General features: G+C 40.7%; 16 protein-coding genes and 1 pseudogene. 12 read left to right on the top strand and 5 right to left on the bottom strand.

The genetic code is table 11. The annotated features are described in order from the left end of the window. The first annotated feature begins 14 nt into the window (after window positions 1-14). Window positions 15-1550: a helicase DnaB gene (locus NZ043_RS03755; protein ID WP_091037865.1), complete on the top strand. Its 1536-nt coding sequence runs from the start codon at window positions 15-17 to the stop codon at window positions 1548-1550. Between the two features lie 152 nt (window positions 1551-1702). Here the strand turns inward: NZ043_RS03755 and NZ043_RS03750 are convergent, their stop codons facing one another. From NZ043_RS03750 to NZ043_RS03740, 3 genes are all read right to left on the bottom strand, one after another. Continuing rightward, window positions 1703-2248, bottom strand: coding sequence for a GerMN domain-containing protein (locus NZ043_RS03750; RefSeq protein ID WP_339310719.1), 546 nt, complete (start codon window positions 2246-2248; stop codon window positions 1703-1705). Window positions 2249-2279: 31 nt separating this feature from the next. Then, window positions 2280-3668, bottom strand: coding sequence for an N-acetylmuramoyl-L-alanine amidase family protein (locus tag NZ043_RS03745; RefSeq protein ID WP_339310718.1), 1389 nt, complete (start codon window positions 3666-3668; stop codon window positions 2280-2282). A 231-nt stretch (window positions 3669-3899) separates the two neighbouring features. Beyond that, a complete protein-coding gene (locus tag NZ043_RS03740; RefSeq protein WP_339310717.1) occupies window positions 3900-4706 on the bottom strand; it encodes a hypothetical protein in 807 nt (268 codons plus the stop codon). 256 nt (window positions 4707-4962) lie between these two features. On the opposite strand from NZ043_RS03740, the gene NZ043_RS03735 reads away from it, so the two are divergent. The 4 genes and pseudogenes from NZ043_RS03735 (at window position 4963) to NZ043_RS03720 (ending at window position 8509) form a co-directional block, all read left to right on the top strand. Then, on the top strand, window positions 4963-6186 hold the full coding sequence (locus NZ043_RS03735) for a sigma-70 family RNA polymerase sigma factor (protein WP_133387019.1): 1224 nt from the start codon (window positions 4963-4965) through the stop codon (window positions 6184-6186). A gap of 173 nt (window positions 6187-6359) precedes the next feature. Then, window positions 6360-7025: pseudogene (locus NZ043_RS03730) on the top strand (cyanophycinase). Between the two features lie 490 nt (window positions 7026-7515). Next, complete coding sequence (locus tag NZ043_RS03725; RefSeq protein ID WP_249912830.1) at window positions 7516-7773, top strand: hypothetical protein; 258 nt, start codon at window positions 7516-7518, stop codon at window positions 7771-7773. A 211-nt stretch (window positions 7774-7984) separates the two neighbouring features. Further along, window positions 7985-8509: a phosphotransferase gene (locus NZ043_RS03720; RefSeq protein ID WP_339310714.1), complete on the top strand. Its 525-nt coding sequence runs from the start codon at window positions 7985-7987 to the stop codon at window positions 8507-8509. A 149-nt stretch (window positions 8510-8658) separates the two neighbouring features. On the opposite strand, the gene NZ043_RS03715 is transcribed toward NZ043_RS03720, so the two are convergent. Then, window positions 8659-9042 (bottom strand): RidA family protein, encoded by a 384-nt coding sequence (locus NZ043_RS03715; protein WP_133387021.1) that lies wholly within the window; start codon window positions 9040-9042, stop codon window positions 8659-8661. Between the two features lie 106 nt (window positions 9043-9148). Here NZ043_RS03715 and NZ043_RS03710 point away from each other — a divergent pair, with 106 nt between their 5' ends. The 6 genes from NZ043_RS03710 (at window position 9149) to NZ043_RS03685 (ending at window position 15567) form a co-directional block, all read left to right on the top strand. Further along, the gene (locus tag NZ043_RS03710; RefSeq protein WP_133387022.1) at window positions 9149-9487 is read left to right on the top strand and encodes a helix-turn-helix domain-containing protein; all 339 of its coding nucleotides are present in this window, start codon (window positions 9149-9151) and stop codon (window positions 9485-9487) included. 660 nt (window positions 9488-10147) lie between these two features. After that, window positions 10148-10495: a helix-turn-helix domain-containing protein gene (locus NZ043_RS03705; protein ID WP_133387023.1), complete on the top strand. Its 348-nt coding sequence runs from the start codon at window positions 10148-10150 to the stop codon at window positions 10493-10495. A 160-nt stretch (window positions 10496-10655) separates the two neighbouring features. Beyond that, entirely contained in the window at window positions 10656-11000 is a 345-nt protein-coding gene (locus tag NZ043_RS03700) for an antibiotic biosynthesis monooxygenase (RefSeq protein WP_249912834.1), read from the top strand. 314 nt (window positions 11001-11314) lie between these two features. Continuing rightward, window positions 11315-11923 carry an NAD(P)-binding domain-containing protein gene (locus tag NZ043_RS03695; RefSeq protein ID WP_339310709.1) on the top strand — a complete coding sequence of 203 codons (609 nt, stop codon included), beginning with the start codon at window positions 11315-11317 and terminating at the stop codon, window positions 11921-11923. A 223-nt stretch (window positions 11924-12146) separates the two neighbouring features. Next, window positions 12147-13034: an SDR family oxidoreductase gene (locus tag NZ043_RS03690; protein WP_339310707.1), complete on the top strand. Its 888-nt coding sequence runs from the start codon at window positions 12147-12149 to the stop codon at window positions 13032-13034. A gap of 664 nt (window positions 13035-13698) precedes the next feature. Then, the gene (locus NZ043_RS03685; protein WP_339310705.1) at window positions 13699-15567 is read left to right on the top strand and encodes a DUF4832 domain-containing protein; all 1869 of its coding nucleotides are present in this window, start codon (window positions 13699-13701) and stop codon (window positions 15565-15567) included. Window positions 15568-15887: 320 nt separating this feature from the next. Here the strand turns inward: NZ043_RS03685 and NZ043_RS03680 are convergent, their stop codons facing one another. Continuing rightward, complete coding sequence (locus NZ043_RS03680) at window positions 15888-16331, bottom strand: MarR family transcriptional regulator (RefSeq protein ID WP_133387028.1); 444 nt, start codon at window positions 16329-16331, stop codon at window positions 15888-15890. A gap of 115 nt (window positions 16332-16446) precedes the next feature. On the opposite strand from NZ043_RS03680, the gene NZ043_RS03675 reads away from it, so the two are divergent. Continuing rightward, a complete protein-coding gene (locus NZ043_RS03675) occupies window positions 16447-17199 on the top strand; it encodes an SDR family NAD(P)-dependent oxidoreductase (protein ID WP_133387029.1) in 753 nt (250 codons plus the stop codon). The last annotated feature ends 30 nt before the right edge of the window (window positions 17200-17229 follow it).

The following is a 17229-nucleotide window of genomic DNA, read 5'->3' as shown; positions in this document are numbered from 1 at the left end:
AAGGAGATCAGGCTATGCGCATGAAGAATCTGCACCATTATACTGAACATCATCGCTACTGCGTATACAGGGAGTTTGGACTTAGCGCCCTGGATGACCGTATGCTTACAGGAGCATATCAGCCCATGGTAGGTGCTTTTGCGGTTGGCTTGTATCGGCTGTTGTTTCAGCATCTTCCCGGTGAACAGGTCGGTTATTCGCCGCTTGAACAGCAACGGAGGCTGTTCATGACGCTTGGCTTGGAGCCAAGTGAGAAGGGGCGTAAATATCTGGTAGAGCAGGCATCCAAGCTTGAAGCGGTGGGACTACTTCAGACTTCACGGCTATATATACCGGAAAATGATGATTACATCTACGAATATGAGCTGCAACCGCCGCTCTCTCCGGCAGAGTTTTTCCGGACACAGCATTTGACACTGCTGCTTCGTGACAAGATAGGCAAATTCGCCGTCCTTTCCCTGCGTTCCGGTTTCTCGGCAGTGGAAAATGGGGACGCGCCTTATCCGGCAGCGAATAAAGAGAATATTTCCGTTCCCTTTTACGATATATTTGAATTGAATACCCATGTCATTGATTACGAGTTGGAGCAAGCATTATCGGAAGTATCAACTACGGCTCAACGGACAGGCACGAATGATGCAGCGGAAGAAAACAGTTTGAACTATGCTGACATTATTTTGCGTTTTCCGCGGGAGTCGGTCAATCGCCGTCATGTAGAACAGTTGCGGTTCGATCATGAACAACTGGGCATTGTGAATTATGTTGTGAACAAGTTTAACCTTAGTGTGCAGGATGTATGCCGTCTGCTGGATGAAGATGATATCTTCAGTCCGCAGGGCCAGCTGATTCTGGATGATCTTCAACATAAAGCGAGTATGCAGTTCAGACAGACGAAGAAGCGTCATGAGCAACAGACCGTACAGGCGGCGAAGGTCGTGGCACTGAGACAGCATATGGAGGAGCCAGAGCGGAAAGAAGACTCCGGTGAACCACCTGTTGAGCATGGGGTACAGATGGAATATTACGTTGAAGTACCTCCGCAATTTATGACGAAGTGTGATATTCATCAATACAATATGATGTTGCGTAATGAGCCTTATACCCGCCTGCTGCAGACGTTCTTCCCAGGAGCAGTACCGGACAATCTGATCGATATATTTGAGAAAATTGATCTGAGTTACAAGTTGCCTGGTGAAGTTATCAATGTATTGATTCATTATTTGATGGCATTACTTGTATCCGGCGGCGAACAGCGAATTAACCGTAACTTCGTTGAGGCGATTGCTTCCAACATGCTACTCAAGCAGGTGAACTCATATGAGAAAGCTGTTCAATATATTCGTGATCAGGCCAAGGTCAAAGGCAAACAGGCTGCTGGTGCAGCTGGAACCCGTACCCGTACATACGGCAAAGGAACCAAAGCTAAGCCCGAAATTCCGATTGTACAAGACATAAGCACCGATGGGGATGCCGTATCTGAGGAAGAGTTCGAAGAGATGATGAGATTTGCCCAACAGATGCAGGCGAGTAAACAAAAAGGAACTTCATAACTCCCTGACATAGAAGAAGTGCAAGTCCACTTTAACCGAAAAAATAAGATCCATTCGCCTAATTACTTTGCGAATGGATCTTTATTTTTAGATCATGCTTTTTATATTGTGGCATTTCTACATTTCAAACAGAGAATATTTTTTCTATGGATTTATTCACGGGTTAGTGGATGTTCTAATTCTGCATGACCCATTAAACTGTCAGTGGCATCTCCGTCAACAAGCAAATCAATACTGGTTACTTCATCAAACTGAAAAAAGGTTCCTTTCAAAGCATCGATCGCTAAAAGCTCGCCGCCAGACCCTAATCTTGCTTCATCTGGAATATGCACATCCAGCGTTAATTTTCCTTGATCAAAAGTAGCAGAAAGTAAATCAATATTACTCCACAATGGAATAAGCTCGGTTTGATCGCTACTTTGAAGGGCCGCATATGTCTTACTATATTTTTCGGAGTCATCTTTGAATGTAATTTCTTTTTTACGTTGCTCTATTTGTAACAGTTGATCATCTGCGTAGAATACCTCAATTTCTTGAGATTCTTCATTTTCTTCGCTCGGGTTAGTTATTGGCGCTGGTGTTGTACTTGCCGGATCGGAACCCTGCACTGGACTAGGAGAAGTAGGTTTGGTAGCACAGCCTACCGCTAGGATACTTATGGCACAAATCGTGATAGCCCAATAGATTCTTTTTTTCATAGAAGCACATCCTCTTAAATTATTCACTACCCTATAACTTCAAATACTCTTTTATCCCATCCACAATGGCTTGTGCCGCTTTATTTAGATTGGTTTCTGACATCATGGCCTCCTCCTCAATCTGGTTACTTAAGAATCCGATTTCTAGAAGAACTGCAGGCATCGTGGTTTCTCGGATGACCTGGTAGTTTCCGTTCTTTACGCCACGATCATTAAATCCCAAGGCATTGATCAGGTTTTTATGAATGAGGGTCGCCAGTGCTTTACTACTCTCGCGTTGGTAATAATACGTTTCAGTTCCCGATATCTGAGGAGCAGCGGTTACACTGTTACCGTGTATAGATACAAACACATCTGCATTAAGATCGTTGGCAAGTTTGACACGTTCCGGTCGTGTAGGGTAGATATCCGTTTCCCGAGTCATAATTAATTCTATGTCGGGTTCCTTTTCTAAAAGAGCCTGCACTTTTAGGCCTAAAGCAAGGGCAAAATGCTTCTCATGTTTTTTGGTAAAACTTATTGTACCTGGATCACTTCCTCCATGTCCCGGATCAATAACGACTATTTTTTTGCCGCTGTTAACAGGAGTGGCAGGTGCAGGTTCATTTGTCATACTTAGATCAAGGATAAATTTACCGGCGATTGTCTGTTGTTTGTAATTCACCGAACTTATATTGTTTAATTCGATTACGATTCGAACCTGAGGCGGATCATTTTTAAAAAGAGAATAACGTATCTCAGTAATATTTGGAAATTCGTTAACATCCAACCTTCCCATGGATCCTCCAGAGGGGACTTGTCCCATATTTCCGAAGTTGGTGGATGGGAAATCTACGATAATCCGGTCAGGATTTTTTAGTGTAGATATGACTGGAGTAACTTCACGGTCTAATGAGACGACGAGTTGATTATTGGCATAAGTTATATCATGAACAAGGTTAGTGGCTGCATCATTCCCGTTAGAGGGGGAAGTTGGTTGCGATACCTTATTGCTGGTTAGTGTAACAATCTTGTTTTTGTTATTCCAGCCCACTCTCAGACCCATCTCTTCACTAACAAAACGTAGAGGAACAACAACCGTATTCTTGATCATTTGTGGAGCGATATTAAGTTTGACGTTGTTGTTTTGGACTGTAGCTTGATCCTTCCCAACGGTCAAAGAAATGGCATTGGAAGCTTGTTCGATAGTTACATTTTGTGTCTTTTGATCCCATTTCACGTTAAATTTTAAATTCTCAGCGACTACTCGAATAGGAATCATAATATTGCTTCTTACATTGACGACTTCAACATCATTGGGTAAAACCAGCTCCTGGCCATCTAAAATAATTTTAGTTTGATTCGTAGCTGCATGGGTGTGCATGGGAATTAGCATGAGTAGCAGTGCACTGAAAAGTAACAGGATTATAGATTTTTTCATTTTACACCTCGGTTTTAATTTGCGTAGTACCAGACTTCTAACGGGGAAAAACCAATCACCTCCTGTTTCTTTTATGAAAACCCAAATTTACTAGAATATTCTGCTCACTAATATGAACGCTACAAACCACATGAAAGTCGTAAAGAAAATTTGTTTAATACAAAACATGGACGAGAGAACTGTTGTCAGTCAGTAAGTAGGGGATAAAGGAAGGATATTTGAATAATCATTTTATTTATCTAATTTTAACCACTGTTGAAATTCTTTCCGGCTAATTTTTTTAACAGGTTCAACTTTGCTGCTGGCTGTATTGTATCTAAAAAGAATCCATTGATCTGAAGGATACTCACTAATGTAATCTATATTTTTTCCGTTCTTATGCCATAAAATTAAACCGGTGCTAATATAGTTGGTTGCCCGAGGGAGATAAACAAAGCGGTCACTCTTAGTATCGTAGATTGCTAGAGTGCTTTTCTCCGTATTTCCATAAGAAAATGCAATGATGTCTTCTTTTGGTGACCAATTATAGGATGAAATGGTTTCTACATCTTGTTTGCCTGCTTTTTCAAGACGTTCGTTTACAATCGTGTACTTTCCTGTTTTAAAGTTCACAAGAATAAGATTGCTGCCGGCACTTTTTTCTGCTCGAATAGCAATCCATCCATTCGATGGAGATTCAGCAACACTAGTGATATCCAATAATTTCACTCCAAAGTCTTCCGTATGTAGGATGTGCTTTTCTTTACCATGAGCAACTACAATGGTGTCAATGATGTTTTGTTCAAAATCTGCAACAGCATCTTGCTTTAAGGTATTTGCAGTTATAGTGGTGTTGTCACCTTTCCAGACCATTCTGTTTGAACCTATCGTTTTTATGAACTTAGGTATACTCTGGTATGTCGAAGAGTTAACAGAAGTTGATTTAGCGGCAATGTGTGCTACTTTCTCAGAAGGATGAAACGAAGATGATGCAGTTGATAACGTGCCTAAGCTACCTAAAACAATGACGCTTGATAATAAAACATTCGTGTATTTCATTAGTATCTCTCCTTCATTTTGGGGAGGGGGTTACGTGATGTGATTCCCTCCAGATCTATTCCAATCTTTGCTTATCATTACTCATTTGTAAAGATATGAAATCATAGAGATGATTTGAAGTGAAGGTTCGAAAAGGGTGACTAGTCTTTTAAGTAACAAGCCTGAAAGGTTGAATACATATTTAATTTTATATTTATGTGGCCTTCTGATCCTCTCTGGTGTCTAATTCATTGTAAATCAAGAGGAGGTTCTTACCATGTCAGGAGCTCATGACACAAAACCTGTTTATCCGGATAAACAGGAACGTATCACTAACTTTGAAAACACTTATGAGCTGTATCGTCAAAGAATTTGCAAGTACTTTTCGCTGAAATTGAATCCGATGGTTGCAGATGATTTGACTCAACAGGTGTTTTTAAAAGCAGTAGAGAATCTTCACCGATTTCAAGGCAAATCAAATTTATTCACGTGGATATTCAAGATTGCTCAGAATACAGTGAAAAACGAATATCGAAGGTTATCGCGAAAAAAAGAAACGCCGTTTGATTTTACGGAATATGAATCACAGTCGATCTCCCTTGAATTTACGAAGTATGTTGATTTTCGAATTGATATTGGAGTTGCGCTGAAAAAGTTAAATGAAACCGACCAGGAAATCATTGCATTACGCTTTTTTGTGGACTGCACATTGCTTGAAATTTCTAAGATTGTAGGGATGCGTGAAAGTGCAGTAAAGAACAGACTCTACAGAGCTTTGGAAAAACTTAAAAAGGAATTGAAAGAATGGGGAGACGTTACGATTATGTCTATTCAAGATTTGATTTCAATTGTTAATAAGGGTGAAAACGAGGGATTGAACAATCGGTTCAATAAAGTACACCATGATTTGTTCAATGAACTAAGTGATCATATTGAACGAATCTCGCTAAAGTACAATTATCATCCATCGCGAAAAGTAACGATTGAAGTATATCCTGATTTGCCATCGTTTCACCAAGCGGTCGGAGAAGCAGATGCTCCGAATTGGTTCATGGGTACCTATGAAGGGAGTATTCTCAAAATTGTATCTCCATTAAATCCAGGACCGGAGCATACTTATCAATCGATTCTTAAAGGTACGGTTCACTTGTTCGCCATGTGGCTAATAAGTGAAATTAATCCGAAGGCACCGAAATGGATAAGGCAAGGAATTGGTGGATATGAAGCCAAGCTGATGACGCAGGACTTTATTGAAGGTTCAACAGAAGAGTCTATTCGCAATTTAGAGATCCCAACGTTCGAACAATTAGATAATGATACCTGGGATTTCGAAACGATGAAGGGTTTTCAGTTTTCGTTCCTATTTGTGGAGTTTGTTGTTCAACAATATGGAATAGACCAGTTAAACAAATTGATCCGTAACCCCCAGGATTTTAATGGTATCTTTCAATGTTCTGAGAAGGAATTGCATCAAAAGATGGTAGAATTTATAAGTAAGTAACCCATACAAAAGTGTATGTTGCCCGGGGGATGAACCGGGCTTTTTTTAACGTGGTTATATCTAAGTTAAATGTACTATCAATAAATTGGGTTATTTTGTATAATACATATAAAAAGAGGTTGTCTATGAATCCTATGGATGAATGTAAATAATACATATGGAGGTAATTAAGTTTGAAAACTCACTACTATTTCAGTTGGTTTAATCATTTTTTTCCTGAGAAGCTGGTCCATTGTTTGCAAGAGGATATACAAGACAGAAAATCGCTTGTTATGATTAGTGCTGACCCGTCTGGTTAAACAGATGAGCAAATTAACATGGATGATATTTCTGAATGGACCTGGTTGAATCAGGCTAACATTATTTTTGATGAATATCATTTCATTGATTACCGTATGCAGAAAGAAGATGCTCAGCGATTCATTCGGAACGCTTCTGTCATTTTTTTATGTGGTGGATATCCTGTTCTACAGAACCATTTTTTGTTGGATTATGAATTATCGAATGCGATTAAGAATAGCAATGCCGTTATCCTGGGGGCCAGCGCCGGTGCGTTAAACATGGCAGCAAAATGGTTAAGCTTGAATAACACTGATGAACTGGAAACAAGTACTATTTATGATGGTATTGGCTTTGATCATTTTGCCTATGAATCTCATTCTCAACGCGACTACGCCACGTTTGTTCAAGGCTACCTGTTCCCCTTGTCTGAAGAGATTGATGTTTATGCGGCAGAACAGGAGAGCGCTATACGTGTAAAGGACGGCAACATAGAAACAATGGGTCCTGTATATTTAATTTCCCACTCAAAGATTCAGAAGTTGGTTGAGACGCTCTAATTAGGGTGAGTGGCTGTGACCTTACATAAGTAATCCCTTTGATGTATAAAATGTATAAAATCAAGGCTAACAGGCGAATCATCTCAGGTCTCCTTTCTATGATTGGAATACTGTTGGTAAACAGATGCAATCTAATATCCCTAGGACTTATAGTCGGCAGGGTATCGAAGTGATCAGTTACTTATTTCAACTAGCGGACTGACAATAGGGATCGTTGAAAAAATGCTAACGATCCTTATTGTTATACCTTTACAGAAAGTAGAGAACAGGAAAATTATAATAGGATGATGAGCTCCTTATTAAGCTAACGGGCAGGATAGCGCAATAGATCAACCATTTTAGTTGACTGTAAAAAGTTGGATTAGTATGATTTATATGGATATAAAAATCTTGAAAGTGGGGCTTTCGCATGTCACCAGGCATTCATTTTATTAAATTTAGGCAACAGCGAGTTAGGCCATAATTTAATCTATATTACTAAGGAGAGCTAATGGACCCAAAAATAAAATTATTGTTCTTGGACGAACATGCTGCAGAAGGCGCCGCGCGTTATGGGGGCAGCCAAGAGGAACTCACTTTCATTGGAGGTTTTCAAAACTTTATATATTCCTATAATCGCGATGAATTGAAATATATTCTCCGTTTCACTCCGAGCACTCTTCGCACGGCGGAAGGACTTGTAGCAGAAATGGATTGGATTCATTATCTTTCAGAGAGTGGTATAGCAGTGTCAGAACCTATTTATTAAATTAATGGATAATATTGTGAACTAGTTCAAGGAAATAAAATGGATTTTTACGTAACCTGCTTTAAACATGCACCAGGCCGTAAAATCGGATATCCAGAATGTCTAGGCAATTCTATACTTTATGAAAAGTGTGGACGTATAACGGGCCGACTTCATGAATTAGCGAAGCTTTACAACCCTACGATTGCCAAAAGGCACACTTGGGAGTTTAATGAACACCTCTTACGAGCCGAGGATTTACTTGCCGTCAGAACTTCAACCAATCCTTATTGCCCTTGATGAACTTAAAGTACAATTGGCGAGTCTGCCTGTTAATGCAGATAATTTTGGTTTGATCCACGGAGATATTAATGTGGGAAACTTCACGATCAATGAAGCTGGGGGATTAACTCTCTTTGACTTCGACGAGTGTCAGTACAGTTGGTATGTCGAGGATATTGCTATCCAGCTGTATTACTCGCTATATGTATTCGGAGAAGATTCGAAATTCGAACGAAAGGACCAGTATGAACTTTTCATAAAGCACTTCGAGCTAGGCTATATAGAGGATGGTCGACGAATGCCAGACAACTGGAAGGATTTGTTGAAGCTATTCCTTAGACTTCGCGAAATCATTGTGGTTGTCGGTATGCATCGGAGCTGGGATTTAAGCAAACCAGATGACTGGACCCGCGATTTCTTGCAAGATAGTAGAATGAGGATTACTAAAGGTATCTCGTTGATCGATGAGTTTTGAACGACTAAATTGAGGATACTCATTGAGCTAACGAGAAACAATAGCTGAATATGATAAAACTGCAGCCGAGCAATGGATCGACTGCAGTTTCTTTAAGTTAACAGCAATATACTACTATTTTTAGTGAAACATACAAAACGGTAATAGACTTAGTTTGTGTGTGCAACAGCGCTAATTTCGATCAGCTGCTCAGGTGAAGCCAAATAGGTCACACCGATACAGCTGCCCGCGGGCCGGTGTTGTCCCATGTATTCCCTAAACAACTTGATACATGGCCCTATATGCTCTTGTGCGTTTGTCAAATAAATCTCCACATAAGCGAGGTTCGATTTTGTAATATCAAATTCCGCCAACACGCGATCGAGATTTTCCAGCGTTTGCAGGGTTTGTGCTTCAATATCGCCCTCACCAACGAAGGTACCCTCCGAATTGTGGGAAAATTGTCCCGAAATGTAGATGGTTCCGTTGACGCTGTAGCCTTGAGATATGCCGTGATCCCATAGATTGTGATTATAAGTTTTGACAGTAGTCATTTTTTTTCTCTCCTTTATTTCAAAGTAAGGCTAGTATAAAATGAGTACTTATAAAAAAATAGTACGCACTTTAATGATAGGTACTATCAGAAAGGATAGTGGAAATATGAGCATGGCTGAATATCAGGGGAAAGTTAAAAATATTCAGGATACACCTTTTGGGTATACATTGTCAGTTATTGGTGGGAAATGGAAAATGGTTATTATGTATCTTTTGGCAGAAAATCAACCGGTTCGCTTTAATGATCTAAAAAGACAGGTCGGAGCGATTACTTTCAAAACACTGAGTTCACAACTTAAAGAATTGGAAGCGGACGGTATGGTAATACGGAAAGAGTATCCTCAAGTTCCTCCTAAAGTCGAGTACAGTCTTACAGATAAAGCGGGAACACTATTACCGGTCTTAGAAGGGTTTTGCGAGTGGGGAGCAAAAAATCAACCCTAGAGATCTTGGCTTACAAAAAAACGGTTTGAAAATAGGATCGTTGCATAGAGAACGGTACGCTAACATAGAAACGATAACTCAATATAATCAAGAAACCAGCCGATCAACATTACAGTGCCCTTAAAGTTAAACCAATATTTCTTTGCACTTTGGTGGGCATGAGCTCGGTATTGTACCGGGCCCATGCCTTTTAATTTTGACTTCATAATGCCAAAGAATTTCTCCATTACTGCAGCTCGAAATCTAGCTTAGCTCCGAAGATTTGGCCCCAATTGAAGATGTCAGCCCTAAACATGTAGTCCATGGGACACGTTACATAAAAGAAGAAATGTCAAAGCTTAACGGATAATCAACACATAGGAGTTATATATAAGAATGTATAAGAGCGGAGCAAGCCCCTGACTGAACTGGATTTACCCATTCCTAGTTAGGGTACGCGGCAGCTCTTTTTTTTCGCACTTGAATTTTGAAAAAGGATAAACAACTCAGGCATTTTGAGCAATTATTTCCGGTTAGTTCAATTGTCTTGAAAATTATCTGATTTAAACAGACCATGTAATAGCATTGATAAAAACAGACAGAATATATGGCAAGGAAGGTGGATTTAATCAACACATGTACTATAATAATGGAAATTAAATAAGGGATGGTGTTTCTCAATTGAAAACTTTTTATTGTGATCTGGAAATAACCTTAGATGTCATTGGCGGAAAGTGGAGACCTCTTATACTGTATTACTTAATAAAAGGTCCTAAACGGACCGGTGAATTGAAAAGGCTCATACCATCAATTTCTCAGAAAATGTTAGTACAGTCATTGCGGGAGTTGGAGAGTAATAATTTGATTATAAGAAAAATGTACAATCAGGTACCACCAAAAGTGGAATATGCAATATCAGAAATGGGTATGTCACTTGAGCCCACTTTGCGAGCTCTTTGTGATTGGGGTCAGGATTATGCAGAGAAGACATGGAACAAGGATGAATATCGGAGATTAAATGTAGAATAGAGTAATTTAAAAAATCAATTTATTCTGCATTTCATCACAATTATCACTTTTTGGTTACTATATAACCAAAAAGTACGTACTATTTTAAAAGTGATACATAGTACATAATGAGACTTGTGACCATGAAGAAATTAAAAAAATTAATAAGAGGAGTGTTCGAATGATGTCAACGAATAACAGTCAAATAATTCTCAATATACGTTTTAAAATTAAGCCTGGTAAGAAAGAAGCTTTCCGTGAAAGTCTATTTGCAATGATTAGCAACTTCAAGAGTGAACCTACCTTTGTCAATGCAATCGTCTCCGATGATCTTGATCATTCTGATGATCTTGTCATCTATGAGATCTGGCAGGGTACAAGAGAAAGTTGGATTCAACACGAACTTAATAAACCTTATCGTGCTGAGTATGAAGGTGCACTTACCAACCTAATTGATGATAGAATCGTAAGCTGGCTTGAACCAGTCGGTGAATGGGGAAGTACACTGACGAATGTAAGACGGTAAGTTTTTTAAAGGTAAGGATTATCACTTGCAATCCATTCTGCAGCCTCCAAATTCGAATTTTACAAATAATCTCTGAATATTTCACCGTGAAACAACAGTCACTTGATCTACTGCCAAACTTAATCAAAGGAAGATGTTCTCGCTAGCTTCACGATAAAAGATGATGTGGATGATATGATAAAAAAGGCACAGGAAGTTAATAACCTTTTTTTTTGGTCATAATGTAACTGGTATTGTTACATTATGACCAACTTACCTTCATTGGAGAATAAGATGAGAATGTTAAACAAATAAATTTTCATGGAGGATGCCTAATGAAATTTGGCTTTATTGGTGCTGGAATAGTTGCTCAAACGCTGGCGAAGCATCTCTTGCTTCACGGTCATGAAGTTGTTCTCAGTAATAGCCGTGGTCCCGAAACGCTCTCAGACCTGGTAAGCTCGCTCGGTACTGGCGCAAAAGCTGGAACACCTATAGAAGCAACTGAGCAGGACTTTGTAATTTTGAGCGTAATGTGGCCGCAAATGCCTACTGCTTTGTCCATGGTTCCTGACTGGACAGGCCGTGTTCTTATTGATGCTACCAATCGCTTTGAAAATATGGAACCTTTAGTCGGTGAATTATCAGGAAAGAATTCGAGTGAAATCGTAGCCCAATATGCTCCGGGTGCTCGGGTAATCAAAGCTTTTAACAGTGTTCCGATGGAATGGATTAAGGATTACACGGAAGAGAAGCCGAAGACTGTCCTATTCATGTCCGGTGACGACATCCAAACCAAACAAGTCTTGCAAGAAATTTGGGAGAACATTGGTTTTGCCTGTATTGATCTTGGCTCCTTAAGCCAGGGCGGTCTGCTGCAGCAAATAGGAGGTCCTCTTGCTGGATTGAATTTAAATCTGTTGGAGAGATACAGTGTACGATAACGCTATTCTAGGCAGTAGGTGCCAGCAGCTGTGTGAACCAAATCTTATTGATTGAAATGTTTCGTAATTTGTGGACATTTACCGACTTCCATATTCATGCACCCTCTAACGTTAAGGGCTTTCAGTCAATCATATAGTCATAAAACTGGTCAACGATTCGAAGTCCTTATTGGTTTCTAGTATAAAATTTAAGCATTAATAAAAGTACAAAGGGGTTATTCATATGGGGAAAATACTTATTACTGGTGCAACAGGTAATCTCGGCAGCAGGACACTAGAGCTTCTTCTGAAAAAAGTTCCGTCAAATCAGGTCGCTGTATTGGTACGTGATCCGGAATCCGAAAAAATAAAAAAGTTTGTTAAAGAAGGTATAGAAGCTCACAAGGGCGACTATTTTGATTATAACTCACTTCTGCGGGCTTTTAATGGTGTTGAAAAAGTAATGCTTATTTCCGCGCAAGCATTTACCGACCGCAATACGCAACATTTCAATGTCATCGCAGCTGCAAAACAGGCTGGTGTCAAACAAGTGATTTTTACGTCGATCATACGAAGAGAAAATTCAAATCTTATTGTGCCCGAAGTATCGATGTCAGACTTATTTGCTGAACAAACGCTTAAAGCATCCGGATTAGACTATACTATTTTGCGGAATCCACCGTATCTTGAAGTCATGCATTCGTATTTCGGAGATGCGCTTAAAGTCGGCGTGCGAGTACCCGCGGGTTCCGGTAAAGTAGCCGCTGCATCTCTGGACGATTTGGCGGCAGCCAACGTAGCCGTTCTCACTCAAAACGGGCACGAAAATAAGTCATATACTTTAAGTGGCAGCGAGGGAAGCTCTTTTGCAGACATCGCTGAAGCTCTCTCGGAGATTAATGAGATGAATATCCCTTATGAGGCAATTAGCGAAAAAGAATATATAGACACTATGGTAGCGAATGGTTTACCTGTTCTTATGACTGATTTCTTATTAGGTTGGGTGCGAGGAATCAACACTGGAGAATTCTCGGAGACGTCTGGAGATCTTGAACGTCTGATTGGCCGAAAACCAATAACGTATAAAGAATTCTTTAAAATCAAATCGCCGTTTTCTAAAATTGAAGATTGAAAGCTTCTATGATCCTCAAGAGGTTTTTGATGTGAAGTTCACGACTTTTGACTACAAGATCGCCAGAGGCGATATATTGGTCAGAGTTAAAAGGAGCGCCTTACCAGCTAATCGTCGCAAAGTACTCCGAACCTTCAATAAAGCCCTAAACGCGGTGGTCCGAACTATTGAATATAAGATACTTCGAAAATGATGTAGCTTTTGTGAACAGATAAATTTGTAGCCGCTAATTCATAAATATGTGGGTTAGCGGTTGTTTGCTATGACGGATTGTAGTGTGAAGTATAAATAAGGGCACATGGTCGGATTCGTGTAGAGTGAAGTCACCATAACACACCTTTCACACAAGGAGAATCCACCATGAGCTACACACATCTTAGCTTAGCCATCTTGGAGTAACTTACTGGGCTGGTGAGGTGAAAACAAGATCACAAAATGAAAAAGATTGTTTCATTTAGGTTGTTAATTGTTGAGAAACAACCGATTCAGAGAAATACGGATACATAATGTAAGACTTATGTTTGTTGATGCAAACTTAATTTAACACTAGAAAAAGAAACTTTATATCAGATATTAGGAGTATTCATTAATGAAGAGAAAATCACTTAAATCAATGGCCATGTTATTAACTCTTGGGTTATTAATAGGAGGACCATTAGCGGTAATGTTTCCTAAAACGTCCGCAGCAGCTGGTATGATCACCGTTAATCTAACTGAAACGCAAGAGGCTTTCAAGAATCCTTTTAAGGGGTTTAGACCTACACGGTTTATGAATGACACTAAATTTCCGAGTCATGAATACGGAACTGTTTTTAAGCACTATATCAAATACACGGACTTGGAAAATGCATCATCGGACTCTGTTCAGAAAATCATGGATTGGAGCAATGCAGCCTGGGAAGGCATTGAAAGTCAGAATAAAAAAGTTATTCCTCGTGTTCTCATCGTATATCCGAACGAAGGAGAGTTTTGGCCCCCTGGGGTTCCTAGTGGTGACTTGGCTACACGTTGGACAACAAATATATTGAAAGATCGTCTCGTTGCATTTATTCAAAAGCTTGGTCAAGCTTGGGATAACGATCCCCGTGTTGCTTATGTGGAGCTGGGATTGTGGGGTAATTGGGGAGAACATCATATTTACCCGGATCAACTTGCCGATGAGACCGATCGGATTCCGCTTAGCTTCCAGACAGCTTTAGGCGACGCTGCCGAGCAAGCTTTTCAAAACAAGAAAGTTCAAGTGCGTTATCCCGATACGTTCCAGAATTATGATTTCGGACTTCTGTGGGACTCATTCGCATTAATTGATGATCTGGAAGGTGGGGAAGGCATTGTTGCTAGAGATAACTGGAGAACGCAAGTCAACGGCGGCGAGGTTGCTTATGATTGGGGACAGAAACATATCCAGCCTGGCGATTCTCCGGATGATACTTTAAGCGATATAAAGCATCTGAATTATGTTATCGATTGGATCAAAAAGACGCATACGACCAGTCTAGGGTGGATTGACCTGTACGATGCCCAAAATCCCGCTGTCTCTCAGGGAGCTGCACTGATGCAGAAGGAACTCGGATATCGATTCGTCATCAATCAAGCGACATTTTCCGAGAACGTTCAGCCAGGTAAGAAAATGAAAGTATCTTTTCAAGTTGTAAACAAGGGTTCTTCCCCGTTCTATTATAACTGGCCCGTTGAAGTCAGCTTGCTGAGGAGCGATCGCACAGTTGCTTGGAAGGGCATTTTCAACAATGTGGATATTCGGAATTGGATGCCAGGTGACGATTGGAACAGCTCTACGCGTCAATATGATCAGACGCCTTCGGATCAGCAAGTTTCCGGGGAATTTGATATCCCTTCCAACCTGCCAGCGGGTACTTACACCTTGGCGCTGTCCATTCTTGATCCTTACGGCAATCGTCCGAGTGCAAGATTTGCCAATGCAAATTATTATACCGGCGGCAGGACACCGCTTGGAAAAGTGGGCATTGGCATGGATCCTGCTAACCAGAACATCGGGCCTTTCGACAGCTTGAAGTCTGAAAATACACTTTCGTATAGCTTAACTCAAACTCCATATGACGGCGGTTATAGTAGCGGAAGTAGCGGTTTAGTCCTAGATGAATTTAACGACTTAATGAGCTGGCCGGGAAGCAATGGTATTAACAAATGGACGGGAGCAAACGGGTTCGTAAACGATGCAGGTGTCATTGAATCCGGGGCGTTGAAGCTTCAGTATAACAATAACGGATGGTTTGGCTCTGATATTAAGCAAAACATAGGGGATTATTCAAAAATGGTAATTAGAATCAGAGGTGAACACGGCGGTGAACAACATCATATGCAGCTCTCGATCGGCGGAGCGTCCCAAACACTGGCAGCTTTCAGCGGGGATAAGATAACAACCAGTTTTAAAGAAGTTGCGATTGATTTGGCAGCAAAGGGGATAGATCGCAGCAGCCCAGGACAACTGACGATGACTCTCTGGCATGGTGGCAAAAGTACAATCTGGATAGATGAGATTCGATTCGAATGAATAGCTAATCATTAGTCTTATTACAACCATACCATGTTTTCCCCTTTGCCACTAGAATACTTGAGTTGGGAATTTTCTTTGATTGATCTCATTTCAAAAATGGGTATAACTTCATACAATTCATTTGAAATTCAAATGATTTCTAACACAATAGATATATACTCACTATAAAAACACTGAATATTCGTTCTGATTTTTTTAAATATTCAAAAAAAGGAAAAGAAATGGATAGGTAATCAGCATACAGCTGAATTCCTATCCATTCTTCATTTCATGGTATTAAACGTGGTCCCAATGGCGGGACTTTATACCATAGTAAGCTAAGACCCTGCGTTTGTCCTTTCCGCCAACTTAGTAATCAACTCAATATCTTGTTCGGTTAATTGCTCAAAAAAATGTTTGCGAATTGCCTTGGAGAGGAAGGGACGGGCATCATCTAACATTGATTTTCCAGAAGAAGTAATACTGACTTGTACTCCGCGATCGTTGTCTAATGGTTTCCTCATCACTAGTCCTCGTTTTTCCATACGCTTCAAGTGATGAGATAACCTACTTTTATCCCAGGCCATAGAGTCGGCTAATTCCTGTTGGCGAAGGCTACCGTCGCCAAAAAGGACTAATCGGTCCAATACTCCAAAATCACCCTCTGACAGTCCTGAGTGATCGGACATATCTTTGACAACACGACCGAAGATGCTCTGAAAGGAACCTTTCCACATATGCCATATTCGCATTTCTTCTTCGTTAAGTTCGTTTTTATCCATAGGTGCATAATAACATGGTTGACGTGTCAACTTCAATGTGCTAAATTTGATCTATGGTTGACACGTCAACTTAAGTCGCATTGCCCACCAATCGCAAAAAAAGGAGATTATAACTATGCAAAATAAACCCGTCGCTCTGGTCACTGGGGCTAACAAAGGTATCGGCCTTCAAATTGCGAAGGACCTCACGGAACACGGATTCACCGTGCTCGTCGGATCTCGTAGCCTCGAGAATGGAGAAACTGCCTCAAATAGCATCGGTTCAAATGCACACGCTCTCCAGCTCGACGTTGCAGATGAGAGCTCTATCGCTGCAGCAGCAGAACGTATTCGGAACGAATTCGGACGTCTCGATGTGCTTGTGAACAATGCGGGGATCTCGCACGCAGGCAGATCGGGTGATCCGTTTCCGAACGGGGGCGCGGCGAGTGGTCTTTTGACCGTTGCTTCACTTGATGATATTCGTACAGTTTATGAAACTAATGTTTTTGGTGTTATTGCTGTCACGCAGGCGATGTTGCCACTTTTGCGGGAGGCCCCGGCAGCACGTATCGTAAATATGGGCAGTACCGGCGGCTCCCTTAGCTGGAACTCTATTCCGGAAAACTCGCATCGTGCGATGTTTGGTGCCTATTCGGCATCCAAATCGGCTGTTCATGCGGTGACACTTGCCTTTGCATTTGCGCTTGAATCCACTAACATCAAGGTCAATGCGGCATGTCCAGGCTTCACATCGACTGCGCTTAATAATTTTGCTGGTACTCGTAGTGTGGAACAAGGGGCGCGTGAGGCGGTTCGGCTTGCCATGATTGGAGCAGACGGTCCAACAGGAACATTTTCAGATGAGGATGGACCCATTGCGTGGTAATTATCGTTTATACAATTATAGATAGTAGCT

The sequence above is a fragment of the Paenibacillus sp. FSL k6-2145 genome (assembly GCF_037976585.1).
In the GTDB taxonomy this organism is placed as follows: Bacteria; Bacillota; Bacilli; order Paenibacillales; family Paenibacillaceae; genus Paenibacillus.
This window is presented reverse-complemented; position numbering and strand designations above follow the sequence as displayed.